10 protein-coding genes and 1 riboswitch are annotated in these 13,272 nt (G+C 74.7%); of the genes, 8 read left to right on the top strand and 2 right to left on the bottom strand.

Annotated elements, in window-relative coordinates; translation table 11 throughout:
• Nucleotides 1-77 precede the first annotated feature (77 nt).
• Nucleotides 78-1,022: a carbohydrate kinase family protein gene (locus ACWCXC_RS35460; protein ID WP_450891648.1), complete on the top strand. Its 945-nt coding sequence runs from the start codon at nucleotides 78-80 to the stop codon at nucleotides 1,020-1,022.
• Between the two features lie 245 nt (nucleotides 1,023-1,267).
• Here ACWCXC_RS35460 and ACWCXC_RS35455 read toward each other — a convergent pair whose 3' ends face one another.
• Entirely contained in the window at nucleotides 1,268-2,560 is a 1,293-nt protein-coding gene (locus ACWCXC_RS35455) for a hypothetical protein (protein WP_450891647.1), read from the bottom strand.
• 158 nt (nucleotides 2,561-2,718) lie between these two features.
• On the opposite strand from ACWCXC_RS35455, the gene ACWCXC_RS35450 reads away from it, so the two are divergent.
• The 4 genes from ACWCXC_RS35450 to ACWCXC_RS35435 all read left to right on the top strand — a co-directional run bounded on the left by ACWCXC_RS35450 (nucleotide 2,719) and on the right by ACWCXC_RS35435 (nucleotide 7,974).
• Nucleotides 2,719-4,674, top strand: coding sequence for an acyl-CoA dehydrogenase (locus tag ACWCXC_RS35450; RefSeq protein WP_450679826.1), 1,956 nt, complete (start codon nucleotides 2,719-2,721; stop codon nucleotides 4,672-4,674).
• A 151-nt stretch (nucleotides 4,675-4,825) separates the two neighbouring features.
• Nucleotides 4,826-5,011, top strand: a riboswitch (cobalamin riboswitch).
• Nucleotides 5,012-5,045: 34 nt separating this feature from the next.
• Nucleotides 5,046-6,113, top strand: a complete 1,068-nt coding sequence (locus ACWCXC_RS35445) for an ABC transporter substrate-binding protein (RefSeq protein ID WP_450891646.1) — start codon at nucleotides 5,046-5,048, stop codon at nucleotides 6,111-6,113.
• Between the two features lie 68 nt (nucleotides 6,114-6,181).
• Nucleotides 6,182-7,189, top strand: coding sequence for a FecCD family ABC transporter permease (locus tag ACWCXC_RS35440; RefSeq protein WP_450679933.1), 1,008 nt, complete (start codon nucleotides 6,182-6,184; stop codon nucleotides 7,187-7,189).
• A complete protein-coding gene (locus ACWCXC_RS35435; protein WP_450891645.1) occupies nucleotides 7,186-7,974 on the top strand; it encodes an ABC transporter ATP-binding protein in 789 nt (262 codons plus the stop codon). Before ACWCXC_RS35440 ends, ACWCXC_RS35435 begins: the two co-directional genes overlap by 4 nt.
• A 117-nt stretch (nucleotides 7,975-8,091) precedes the next feature.
• Here ACWCXC_RS35435 and ACWCXC_RS35430 read toward each other — a convergent pair whose 3' ends face one another.
• Entirely contained in the window at nucleotides 8,092-9,132 is a 1,041-nt protein-coding gene (locus ACWCXC_RS35430) for a PRC and DUF2382 domain-containing protein (protein ID WP_450679829.1), read from the bottom strand.
• Nucleotides 9,133-9,514: 382 nt separating this feature from the next.
• On the opposite strand from ACWCXC_RS35430, the gene ACWCXC_RS35425 reads away from it, so the two are divergent.
• From ACWCXC_RS35425 to ACWCXC_RS35415, 3 genes are all read left to right on the top strand, one after another.
• On the top strand, nucleotides 9,515-10,315 hold the full coding sequence (locus ACWCXC_RS35425) for an IclR family transcriptional regulator (protein ID WP_450679830.1): 801 nt from the start codon (nucleotides 9,515-9,517) through the stop codon (nucleotides 10,313-10,315).
• An 86-nt stretch (nucleotides 10,316-10,401) separates the two neighbouring features.
• Nucleotides 10,402-12,069, top strand: a complete 1,668-nt coding sequence (locus ACWCXC_RS35420) for an OPT/YSL family transporter (protein ID WP_450891644.1) — start codon at nucleotides 10,402-10,404, stop codon at nucleotides 12,067-12,069.
• A gap of 63 nt (nucleotides 12,070-12,132) precedes the next feature.
• Nucleotides 12,133-13,197 (top strand): hypothetical protein, encoded by a 1,065-nt coding sequence (locus tag ACWCXC_RS35415; RefSeq protein WP_450679832.1) that lies wholly within the window; start codon nucleotides 12,133-12,135, stop codon nucleotides 13,195-13,197.
• Nucleotides 13,198-13,272 lie beyond the last annotated feature (75 nt).

Below are 13,272 nucleotides of genomic sequence, written 5' to 3'. Positions count from 1 at the left end.
CAGGATCGGGGGCGACCGACGTCCGGCGGGGCCCGCCGCCGGGACACCGCCACCACGCACCCCGGGAGACCCCGCCCATGCCCGACGGATCCGACCTGCTGGTCATCGGCGAATGCGTCGCCGACATCGTGCGTCTGCCCGGCGAGGACGACCGGGTCCACCCCGGCGGCAGCCCGGCCAACGTCGCCCACGGACTGGCCCGGCTGGGACATCCGACGACGCTCCTCACCCAGCTCGGCACGGACGCGCACGGGCGGCTGATCCGCGGTCATCTGGCCGGTGCGGGCGTCGAGGTCCGTACGGACGGCGCCGCCGTCGCCACTCCGTCCGCCGCCGTGACGCTGGACGGCGCGGGCCGGGCCACCTACGCCTTCGAGATCGGCTGGACGCTCGGCCCCGTGGCTCTGGACCGGACCCCCGGGCACGTCCACACGGGATCGATCGCCGCCGTCACCGCGCCGGGGGCCGCCGCGGTGCTCGCGGCCGTGGAGTCGCTGCGGACGGCGGCGACCGTCAGCTACGACCCCAATGTGCGGCCGGCGCTGATGGGCGACCACGCACAGGCCGTGCGGCGGGTCGAGCACTGCGTCGCGCTCGCCGATGTGGTGAAGGCCAGCGACGAGGACCTGGCGTGGCTCTACCCGGGGGAGGACCCGGTGCGGGCCGCCGGACGGTGGCTGGGGCGGGGCCCCGGTCTGGTGCTGGTGACCCGGGGCGCGGGCGGGGCCTGCGCCCTCCTGCCCGGGGGCCCGCTGACCGTGCCGGCCCCGACCGTCCCGGTGGCGGACACGGTCGGGGCGGGCGACGCCTTCATGTCCGGCACCCTGCACGCGCTCGCCGGCCGGGGGCTGCTGGGGCCCGCCGGCCGGGAGCGGCTGCGGTCGCCGGACCGGGCCACCGTGACCGACGTCCTTCGGTACGCGGTGGCGTCGGCGGCCGTGACCGTCTCCCGGGCCGGCGCCAACCCGCCCGATGCCGCGGAACTGGACGCGGCGCTGGGCGGTGTCACGGGATCCTCCTGACACGGCCCGGGACGGGAGCGGGCGCGACGGTGCCACCGCCACCCCCCACGGGGACGGCGGCACCGTCATCGTGCGACGAGACGCTGCCGCGGCGGTGGCTCCGGAGAATGCCGCACCCCTCACCGCCCGGCGTCGCCGCACTGCGGGTGTTGTATCCGCCCCCCGTTACTGGGGCATTACTGAACGACCGGGACATGACAGAGCCGGGGCCGGCCGTCGGGCCCGCGCGTCGTCGGACGGGGGCCTCAGACCCGCGCCGTCAGACGAGGCGCCCCGTCGTCGTCGAGGAACTCGACCACCGCGAGGGCGACCAGCGCACACAGCGCGATCCACACCGTGACCAGCCCCGTCGGCCGGTCCCAGGCCACCAGCACGGCGACCGCCACCACGACCACCGTCCAGTTCAGCGGCCGGCGGGCCCGGTGCACCCAGCGGCCCACCGGACCGCCGGTGAAGCCCGCCGCCTGCCGCACCGCGCCGATCCCCCCTCCCCACATCGCCCGCACCCGCGAGGCGGCGCGGCCCCGTCCGGTGAGCCAGGCGGCCAGCGCCACCACTACGCCGACCGTCACCACGAGCCGGACCCCGGCGCGCAGGAATCCGGCCAGCGCGTCGAAGACCGCGCCCGCGGCGGGTTGCGACACGTCCGGGGGCAGGCTGTCGAGGTAGAAGGCGCGTCCCGCCCACACCGCGAGGCCGAGCAGCGCGGCGCCCGCCGCGACCGCCAGGGCCGCCGCGACCAGCGCCCGCCTGCGGCGTACCGCCAGCAGCACCCCGCCCGCGGCGATCACCAGCGTGATCACGGGCAGCCAGAACCCGAGGATCTGCAGCGCCCGGAAGCCCTTCTCGGCCCGGCCGACCGCGTCCGAGGTCAGCAGCGTGTAGTCGGTGTGGATCTCGGGGATCTTCGCCGCCACCGTCAGACCCCGGTCCACCAGCCGCTGTTTGACCTGGTCGATGACGGGGGCGAGGTCCAGCGTCACGGTGTCGTCGGTCAGCTTCACCGCACCGCCGCCCTGTCCGGTCAGGGCCTTGACGACGGTGGCGTGGGCCCGCGCGTTCAGCTCGCGCCAGACCTGTTCGAAGGTGTCGCCGGTGACGAAGCGGTCCACCGTGCCGCGCACCAGCGAGGTCACCCCGGCGGTGAGCGGATCGCCGAGCCTGCCGAGCGCCTTGTCGACGACGGGGCGGTCGGCGGGGGCCACGTCCGCCAGCAGCGCGTCGAGATCCAGATGGTCCATCACCGCGGCGGTGACCCGGGCGGACACCGCCGCCTGGACGTCGGGATCGGAGGCCAGCGGGTCCATCATCGCCGTATAGCGGTCGGTGTCCCCGGCGATGTCGCTCGCCCAGCTCGACACGATGCTCAGCGGGGTGAGTACGGCGGCCACGAGCACCAGCAGCGCCGCGAAGAAGGAGCGCACGCGGTGCCCGCCGCGCCCGGGCGGCCGGGCTTCCAGCCGTGCCACCCGGGCGCGCAGCGCTTCGAGTTCGGCATGCTCGCCGGCCGCGTCCGGCCCGTCGGGGTCCCGTTCCATGAACCAAGGGGATGCCCTGGGGGAGGGCCGGGCGCGGCGGACTGCTGCGAACGGGTGAGGCGGAGGGCGGAGGGTACCCGACACCCACGGGTGTACGGAAATCGCTCGCTTATGCAGGTTTCCGGGTGTCCTGGCCGAATCCTGCTCGTTTTCATCGTATGACCACCCTTCTCGACACCAAGGGCCCGGCGCAGGCCGCGGCCCGGCCGGTCACGGACCGGCTCACCGCGGTCCTCCTGGGCCCGGACGCCCGCCGCGAACACGGTTTCTGGCGGTGGCTCGTGGCCACCGAACCGTTTCGCCGCCCGGCGTGCCCGGCCCCCGGCCCCACCCCGGAGGAACGCCTCGCCCTCGCCCACCGGCGGCTCCGCGTCCTCAACAGCTCCCTGGACAGCGCAGCCCGCCCGGCGAGCGACGCGCGTGCCCTGGCCGCCATGCACGAATGGCTCGCCCCGGTGGACCCGGCGCTCGCCACCGTCGCGGGCATCCACTACAACCTGTTCCTCGGCAGCCTCCTGGACCACGACCCCGACCACCCCCGCGACCTCTCGGACTTCCTCGCGCTGCGCCGCATGGGCACCTTCCTGTGCACGGAGGTGGCGCACGGCAACGACGCCGCCGCCCTCGAGACGACCGCCTCCTACGACCCCGACCGGGACGGCTTCGTCCTGCACACCCCGCACGCCGGCGCGCAGAAGTTCATGCCGAACACCAGCCCGGCCGGCGGCCCCAAATCGGGGCTCGTCGCCGCCCGGCTGCTCGTCGACGGCGTCGACGAGGGCGTCTTCCTCTTCCTGGTGCCGCTCACGGACACCACCCGGGCCCTGCCCGGCATCCGGGTGCGGCTGCTGCCCGCCCGGATGGGCAGCCCGGTCGACCACTGCCTGACCTCCTTCGACAGCGTCTTCGTGCCGCGCGGGGCGATGCTCGGGGGAGTGCAGGGGCGGATCGGTGACGACGGGGTCTTCCGCAGCGGCACCGAGGGCCGCAGGCGCCGCTTCCTCGTCTCCATCGGCCGGGTCACCGCCGGACGGATCTGCATGAGCGCCAGCGCGGTGGGCTCGGCCCGCGCCACCCTCGCCGTCGCCGTCCGCTACGGCGGACACCGCCTCGTCTCCGGCGGACGCGGCGCCCCGCCCGTGCCGGTCTCCGCCCACCGCAGCCACCACGGCCCGCTCGCCGAGGCCATGGCCACGGTCTTCGCGATGAGCCTGCTGCACCGCCGCGCCCTCGACCGCTGGGAGCGGGCCGAGCGGGCCGGGGCCGCCGACCGCGCGGCTGCCGGGCGCCTGGTCGACGTCGCCAAGGGCTGGATCACCTGGCAGGCCCGGTCCGTGATCGTCGAGAGCCGCGAACGCTGCGGCGCCCAGGGGCTGCTGGAGCACAACGGGATGACCGAGCTGGTCACCGGGGTCGAGGGCGCCATCACCGCCGAGGGCGACAATCTGGCCATCCACACCCGCGCCGCCGCGAGCCTGCTCCTGGACGCGGTGCGGGACGCCCCCGAGCGCCCGCCCGCCCGGCCGGCCCCCGGCGACCTCACCGATCCGCGCCACCTGGCCGCCCTGCTGGAGCGGATCGAGCAGCTCTGGTTCGCACGGGCCGCCCGCCGGATGGCCCGCGTGGAGCACGAGGACCCGAAGGAACGCTGGAACGCGGCGTCGGGACCGGCCCTGCGGGGCGTCGAGGCCCATGCCTACCGCCATGCGGCCGAGGCGTACGCGCAGGCGCTCGCGGAGCTGCCCGAGGGCCCGGCGCGCGACCGGCTGGACGAACTGGCCCGGCTGTTCGCCCTGCGCTGGATCGCCCGCAACAGCGGGGACCTGCTCGCCGACGGACAGCTGACGAACGATCAGGTCGAGGGGCTGACCGACGCCGTCGAGCAGCTGATCGCCGCCGTGGCCCCCCATCTGCGGGAGCTGGCCGCGGCGTTCGCGCTGCCCGACGAACTCCTCGCCGACTGGCCCATCGCGGGCCCCCGGTACACCGACGTCTACGACGACCCGGGGGCCTCCTGGCACACCCGGCCCGCCGAGGAGCCGGCGGGAGTGCCCGGGACATGGCGTGCGGAGACCTCCGGCCCCGGTGGCGAATCGGTTCGCCCCAAGGGGTGACCGGCCCGACGCCCTGTCGTCGCGCGTTCCGGCGGTGACCGGCGGTTCCTGCCGCGCCCGGCGCGTCCGGGTGCCCGCGCGGTGGCCGGTGGCAGGGGGCCGCGCCCCCGGCCACCGGCCCGCACCGCCGCTGAGCTGCGCGGAAGCTCGTGGTAGCGTGCCCGGTGCCAGTCGAACTCCAGCCAGGAGTCAGGGAATCCGGTGCGAATCCGGAACTGACGCGCAGCGGTGAGGGGGACGGGCGGGGCCACGGCCACTGGGAGACCACGGTTTCCCGGGAAGGCGCCCCGTCCGCGTGAACCCGAGTCCGAAGACCTGCTGGCACCCGCGGTCCGGACCGGGCCGCGGAGTCCGTACACCGGGCCCCGCGCATGGGCCCCGAGACGACGAGGTACTCCGTGCCGCCCCTCTTCGGCCACGCCCGCACCATCGCCCCGCTCACCGCCGCGCTCGTCCTGCTGACGGCCTGCGGCACCGGAGGGCAGACGCCCGCCGACGGCAACGGGGACGCCGCCGGCTACCCCGTGACCTTCACGAACTGCGGGCGCGCCGTCACCGTGCACCGCGCCCCCGAACGCGCCGTCGCCGTCGACCAGGGCTCGGCCGAGATCCTGCTCGCGCTCGGCCTCGCGGACCGGATGGCCGCGACCGCCACGTGGACCGACCCGGTGATGAAGGGCCTGGAGAAGGCCGCCGCCACGGTGCCCCGGATCTCCGACAACCGGCCCTCGTCCGAGAAGGTCCTGGACCGGGAACCCGACTTCGTCAGCGCCTCCTTCGCCTCCACCCTGGCCAAGGGCGGCGTCGCCCCGCGCGAACAGTTCGAGGAGCTGGGCGTGCCCACCTACGTCTCGCCCGCCGACTGCACCGCCAAGGACAACAGCAAGGACGGCGACGGGGTGCGCACCGGCACCCTCGCCCTGGACAGCGTCTACACCGAAGTGCGCGAGCTGGCCCGGGTGTTCGGCGTACCGGAACGGGGCGAGAAGCTGGTCGCCTCGCTCCGCGCACGCGTCCGGAAGGCCACCGCGACCGTCGACGCCTCCGGCGCCACGCTGATGTACTGGTTCGCCAACGCGCAATCCCCCTACCTGGCGGGCTGCTGCGGGGCCCCCGGCATCATCACCCGCGCACTCGGCGCGAAGAACGTCTTCGACGACACCCACGAGGAATGGCCGCAGATCACCTGGGAGACCGTCGCGGACCGCGATCCCTCCGTCCTGGTCATCGGTGACCTCACCCGCCGCTCCCAGACCGCCGAGAGCGCCGCGGGGAAGATCGCCTTCCTGGAGTCCCACCCCGTCACCCGGACCATGGACGCCGTACGGCACCGGCGGTACGTGCTGCTCAGCGGCCAGGCCATGAACCCGTCGATCCGCACCGTCGAGGGCGTGGAACGCGTCGCGGCCGGACTGCGCTCCTTCGGGCTGGCGGGGTGAGCGACACCGCACCGGCCGCGCCCCCGCACGAGGCCGCGCCGGCGGCCGGCCGCGCGGCGGGGCGGGCGCTGCGCGCCGGACTGGGCTGGGCCGGCGGGTCCCTGCTGCTCGCCCTGTCCGTCGCGGTCGCCGTCACCATCGGACCCGCCCGGATCTCCGTCCCCGACGTCTGGTCCGCCGTCGGCGCCCATCTCGGCCTCGGCACCTCGGACCTCTCCCCGATCCGCGACGGCATCATCTGGAACCTGCGCATGCCCCGGACCCTGCTCGCCGCGGTGTGCGGTGCGGGGCTCGCCGTCTGCGGCACCGTCATGCAGGCGCTGCTGCGCAATCCGCTCGCCGACCCGTTCGTCCTCGGCGTCTCCTCCGGGGCGTCCACCGGAGCGGTCGCCGTCGTCGTCCTCGGAGTCGGCGGGGGAGCGGTGTCGCTGTCGGCCGGCGCCTTCGCCGGGGCCCTGTGCTCCTTCGCGCTGGTGATGGCGCTCAGCCACAGCCTCGGAGGCAGCACCGACCGGGTCGTCCTGTCCGGGGTCGCCGCCATGCAGCTGTTCTCCGCGCTGACCTCCCTCGTCGTGATGACGGCCGCCGACGCCGAGCAGACCCGGGGCGTCCTGTTCTGGCTGCTCGGCTCGCTCGGCGGCGCCGGCTGGAGCGAGGTCGCCACCTGCGCCGCGATCCTCGCCGCGACCCTGGCGGTCTGCCTGGGCCACGCCCGTACGCTCGATGCCTTCGCCTTCGGCCAGGACGCCGCGGCGGCCCTCGGGGTCCGGGTCGCACGCACCCGGACGGTGCTGCTGTGCGCGACCGCCCTGCTGACCGCCGCGCTGGTGGCCGCCGCCGGCGCCATCGGGTTCGTCGGCCTCGTCCTGCCGCACGCGGCCCGCGCGCTCGCCGGATCCGGGCACGGCAGGCTGCTGCCCGTCACGGCGCTCGCCGGGGCCGTGTTCCTGGTCTGGGCGGACACCCTGGCGCGTACCGTTCTCGATCCCCAGGAGGTACCGGTGGGCGTCGTCACCGCCCTGATCGGCGTCCCCGCCTTCGTCCTGGTCCTGCACCGCACCCGGCGGACGCCGTGAGCGCGGGGGAGCCGGTCGGCCTGCGGGCCGACCGGGTGGACCGGCGGGCGGGCGGCCGGCTCGTCGTGGACGGCGTCTCGCTCGCCCCGCCTCCCGGCGGCACCACCGGGCTGATCGGCCCGAACGGCTCGGGGAAGTCCACCCTGCTGCGGATCCTGGCCGGGGTGCTCGCCCCGGAGGCCGGTGTGGTCACCCTCGACGGCGATCCGCTCGCGCGGATCGGCCGGCGCACGGCCGCCCGGCGCATCGCCGTCGTCGACCAGCACGCCGCGACCGACGCCGACCTGAACGTGGTGGACGTCGTACGGCTCGGCCGCATCCCGCACCGGCGCGCCTGGTCGGCCCCGACGCCCGAGGACGAGGCGGCGGTGGACGCGGCGCTGGAGCGGACCGGCCTGGCCGCCCGGCGCGCGCAGTCCTGGCACACGCTGTCCGGCGGCGAGCGCCAGCGCGTGCAGATCGCCCGCGCGCTCGCCCAGTGCCCGCGCGAACTCCTGCTGGACGAGCCGACCAACCATCTGGACATCCAGCACCAGCTGCAACTGCTGTCGCTGGTCACCGCGCTGCCGCTGACCGCCGTGATCGCGCTGCACGACCTGAACATGGCCGCGATGTTCTGCGACCGGATCGCGGTGCTGAACCGGGGCCGGGTGGTCGCCGCCGGCACCCCCGCCGAGGTCCTCACCGAGGAGCTGATAGCCGAGGTCTACCGGGTACGGGCGGTCGTCACCCCCGACGGGCCGGGGCACCGGCCCTCCGTCCGCTTCCTGCCGCAGCCGGTGTGAACACCGGGGCGGTGCGGAGGACGGGGCGGTGGGAGAGCGGGACGAGGGGGCGGACCCGGTGCGGGTCCGCCCCCTCGTCCGCGTGGAGCGCTGCGGCCGGTGGCCGGGGTGGGGCAGTCAGCGGTGGCGTCCCTTGCCCAGGTCACCGCCCGTGTCCCTGCCCGGCATGTCCTTCCCGCTCTTGCCGGTGCCGTCCGCGTAGTCGATCTGCTCCTTGCGCAGCTCGGCGGAGACCTCCTTCTGCTCCGTCACCCTGGTCGTCTCCATCCGCACCCGTTCGACGGGCACGGTCTCCTTGTGCGTGGTGGCGCGCTCGGCGTGCAGCGTGACCTCCACGTCCTGCTCGGAGAGGTCCGACCGGGCGGTCTTGTCGCCCGGACGCAGCGGCTCGCGGACCACCCGCACCTCCTCGTGTGTCACCGGCACCGTCCGGGTGACGTTCTCGGTGACCACGTACTTGTGGAGGCGGGCCTTGCCGCTCTCGTACTCCTCGGTGCCGATGTGCAGCTGCTCCTCGGAGCGGATCATCTCCTCCTTGCCGCCGGGGTCACCGGCGGACCGCTCGGCGCCCGCACCGACCAGCGGCCGGGAGGTGCCCGCCGCCGCGGTGTCGCGGTGCCGGCCCGTGCCCGTACCGGCACCCGCGCCGGCCGCCGCCGTCCCGGAGCCCGCGGTCCCGGTGCGGTCGGAGTCCGCCGCGCCCATCGCGCCGGCCCCGGCCGCCGCACCGGCTCCGGCGCCCGCCGCGCCCATCGTGCCCGTCCCCGCGGCCGTCGGGGCGTCGGCGCCCTTGGTGCCGCCGGATCCGGCGCGATCGCCCATCGCGGTCGTGGTGTTCCTGGTCAGGCCGTAGTGCCGGTAGAGCTCCTCCTCCTCGGCGACGGACAGATGCGCGTCCGCGTCCACCCGGGGGGCTTCCTTGACCTGGTCCTTCGTGTGCGAGATGTGGAGGTCGGAGCCCACCCGGCGGGCTCCGGCGAGGGGCACGAAACTCTCCTTCATGCCGAACAGACCGGTTTTGACCGTGACCCAGTCGGGTCGGCCGGTGTGGTCGTCGACGTACACCCGCCCGACGTTGCCGATCTTCTCACCCGCGGCGTCGTACGCCGTCAGGCCGTCGAGCTCTCCGGAATCCGTGAAACCGTCAGCGGCTCCCATGGCCGATTCCTCCTCGCTCGGGCGCGTCCTGTGGGTGGGTCCAGCAGGGGAGGCGCGTCCGGCTTCCATCGCGCCTCACCCGGATGGGCGCTGCAACCGCCCGCACCCCCGGCACCGGCGGCCACACCCGCGCCGGGACGGCGCAGGCCCCGCAGGGCGGAGGCGCGGCAGGGCGCGACGAATTACGCCGAACGGGTGAACGGGCGGGGCGGAGGCCCGTGCGCCGGGGGCCGGTGCCGCCCGCCGGAACGCCCTCGTCCGGATCTTTCCGGGAAACCCTTGACACCCGCCGGGTGCGCCCGCATCCTTTCGCCAGAAATCGCAACGTCGTTGCGATTTCCGCACCGATACGCGCACGACCTGCACGAAGGAGGCCCGGCCCATGGCGGAGAAGGGCGCGGACACCACCCCCGAGGCCGCTGCCGCACGGCAGGCCCCCGGAGTCCTCCAGACCGTGGACCGGGCCCTGCTCGTCCTGCTGACCTTCACCGAGCAGCGGCCCGAATGGGGCGTCAGCGAACTGGCCCGCCACCACGGCTGGGACAAGGCCGTCGTCCAGCGCCTGCTCACCACCCTGAGCGCGCGCGGCTTCCTGCTCTGCGACGAGAACAGCCGGCGCTACCGCCCCGGACCCGCCCTCTCCCGGCTGGCCCGGGTCAGCGAACACAGCGGGGTCCTCTCCTCGCTCTCCCGCCCGATACTCGCCCGGCTGCTGCGCGAGACCGGCGAGAGCGTCGTCCTCAACGTCCCGCACGGCGGCAGCTACCGCTGCGAGGCCGCCGTCGACGGCACCGGCCCGGTGCGCTACACCGCGATCATCGGCGCCGTCATGCCCGGCCACGCCGGAGCCTCCGGCCACACCCTCTTCGCGTACCACCCCGAACGCGAGATCCGGCAGATGTTCGGCGCCACCGGACTGACCCGGTTCAACGACCGCACCATCACCGACCTGGACGCGCTGCTCGACTGCTACGCCCGGGTCCGGGCCGACGGGTACTGCATCAGCCACGGCGAGTACGACGAAGCCGTGACCGCGGTCTCCGCCCCCGTCTTCCAGGGCGACGGCGTCCCCGCCTCCCTCACCGTCATCGGCCCCTCCCACCGCGTGGACCGGGCCGCCGACACCCTCGTGACGCTGGTACGCGCCGGGGCGGCGGAGATCACCGCCGCCCTCGGCGGCTGACCCGCGCCGCACACCGCCTCCGCCGGCCCCGCCCGTACCGCCGGGGCCCGGCCCCACCCAGCCCTGCTCACCGAAGGGGGTGCCCCATGGCGCACCACGTCTCCGCGCCGCACCCTGCCCAGCCGCCAGGCTCCGAAGAGTCCCGGTCGCACCCGCGCGTGGCGGAACCCGTCCTGCTGGTCGTCCTCGTGGTGCTCTCCGCCGTGGGCGCCGTCATCGGCATCGACCTGGTGTCCAAGCTCGGCATCTCCGCCAACACCTCGGTCGTCGGCGCCCTCGTCGCCATGCTGATCGGCCGCATCCCGCTCGGCTTCCTGCGCCGGATGCGCTCCGTCCACCGGCAGAACCTCGCCCAGAGCGCCATCTCAGCGGCGACCTTCGCCTCCGCCAACGCGCTGCTGACCTCCGTCGCCGTGCCCTACGTCTTCGGCCGCGAGGACCTCGTCTGGCCGATGCTCGCCGGAGCCACCATCGGGCTCGTCGTCGACGCCTGGGTGCTCTACCGCGCCTTCGGCTCCCGGCTGCTGCCCGCCGACGCCGCCTGGCCGCCCGGCACCGCCGCGGCCGAGACCATCAAGGCCGGCGACCGGGGAGGACGCCGCGCCCTGATCCTGGCCGGCGGCACCGCAGTCGGACTCGTCGGCACCCTCTTCAGCCTGCCGCTCTCCGCCGCCGGCGTGGCCTTCCTCGGCAATGTCTGGGCCCTCATGATGTTCGGCATCGGGCTCATGCTGCGCCAGTACAGCCCCGACCTCTTCGCCACCGACCTCGGCGCCGGGTACATCCCGCACGGCATCATGGTCGGCGCCGGCATCGTCGCCCTCGGGCAGGCCGTCCACATGCTCGCCGGCCGCCGCGCCCGCAAGCGCGACACGGCCGCCCGCGAGGCCGAGGAGAGCGCCGCCACGCTCCGGCAGGCGGACCCCACCACCGCCTACACCGTCGACGAGCGCGCGCTGCGTCTCTCCCTGATCCGCGGCTACGCGCTGTTCACCGCGGGCGCCGTCGTCCTCGCCGTCCTCGGCGGACTGATCGGCGACATGAGCCCGCTCGGCCTCGTCGGCTGGGTGCTCTTCGCCGCCTTCGCCGCGCTGGTCCACGAGCTGATCGTCGGCCTCGCGGCCATGCAGTCGGGCTGGTTCCCGTCCTTCGCCGTCACCCTGATCTTCCTCGTCCTCGGCCTCGCGATGGGCATCCCCTCCGTCCCGCTCGCCCTCCTCATCGGCTACGTCTCCGCCACCGGACCCGCCTTCGCCGACATGGGCTACGACCTCAAGGCCGGCTGGCTGCTGCGCCGTGAGCACCGCCCCTGGGACCCCTTCGAGCGCGAGGGCCGCCGCCAGCAGTTCCTGGCCGCCCTGATCGGCTTCGGCGTCGCCCTCGTCGTCGTCGCCGTGGCCTGGCGCTCCTACTTCGGCCAGGGCCTCATCCCGCCCGTCGCCAAGGTCTACGCCGACACCATCAAGAGCGGACTCAGCGACCCCGACGCGGTGCGCACCATGCTGCTCTGGGCCCTTCCCGGCGCCGCCGTCCAGCTGATCGGCGGCACCCGCCGGCAGATGGGCGTCATGCTCGCCACCGGGCTGCTCATCCTCACCCCGCAGGCCTGCTGGCTCGTCCTGGGCGCCCTCGTCGTCCGGGTCGTCTACCGCAGGCTGCGCGGCTCCGGTGCCGACGAGGAACTCAACCTGGTCGGCGCCGGACTCATCGCCGGCAGCTCGCTCGGCGACTCGGCCCAGATCCTCAAGACCTGACGGCCGCCCCGCAACCACCTTCCGCACCACCCCGCACCACCCGCACGGCAAGGAGAACCCCCCATGGACATGTACAGCAGGCTCGAACCGCGCCCCGAGTACCTCGGCTTCGAACTCGCGCTGGCCGCCCGCAAGCTCGTCGAGGAGGTCATGCTCGTCAAGCGCGGCGAGCACGTCGTCCTCACCGGCGACACCAGCAGCGACCGCCGGGTCGTCGAGGCCACCGCCCAGGCCGTCGCCGCGGCCGGCGCGCACCCCGTCATCGTCTGGTACGAGACGCTGCCCGGTGCCTCCATGGAGCCGCCCCGGCCCGTCGCCGGCGCCATCGCCGACGCCGACGTGTGGATCGAGTTCGCCGTCTCGTACCTGATGCACTCCGACGCCTTCCGCGCCGCCATGGCCAACGGCTGCCGGTACACCAACCTCACCGCGATGGACGTCCAGATGCTGGTCGCCACCGTCGGCCGACCCGACTTCCAGGGCGTCATACGCCTCGGCAAGGCCCTGGTCGCCCTGCTGGAGGCCGCCGACGAGGTCCGGATCACCTCCGCCAACGGCACCGACCTGGTCGGCCGCAACGGCGACCGCCCGATCAACCTGCGCGGCAAGCCCGCCGAGAAGCCCGGCGAGACCGTCATGCTCTCCGGCCAGATCTCCTGGAACCCCCTCGAAGAGACCCAGGACGGCGTTCTGGTCTTCGACGGCGCCCTGTGGCCGCCGGACGAGATCGGCCTGCTGCGCTCCCCGGTGCGCTGCACCGTCGAGAAGGGCGTCGTCACCAAGATCGAGGGCGGTGCCGACGCCGACACCTTCCGCCGCTGGATGGAGTCCTTCGACGACCCCAACATGTTCCGCGTCGCCCACTGGTCGCTCGGTTTCAACCCCGGCGTCCTCGCCCCGACCGGCCGCATCGTCGAGGACGAGCGCGTCTTCGGCTGCGTCGAACTCGGCATCGGCACCAAGGGCGCCTGGATCGGCGGCGAGCCGTGGGTCGCCGCCGCCCACACCGACGGCAGCGTGCTGGGCCCGTCCATCTACCTGGACGGCGTCGCCATCGAGGAGAACGGGCGCTACGTGCACCCCGAACTCGTCGAGATCTGCCGCGACCTCGGCGTCGCCGGCTACTGACCGACCCGCCGGGCGGGCCGGCGCCCTGTCCTTCTACCTTGACGAGGCGTACCCGCTGCGTGTGGAGCTTTCCGG

Source organism: Streptomyces sp. NPDC001515 (genome assembly GCF_053597115.1).
This window is presented reverse-complemented; position numbering and strand designations above follow the sequence as displayed.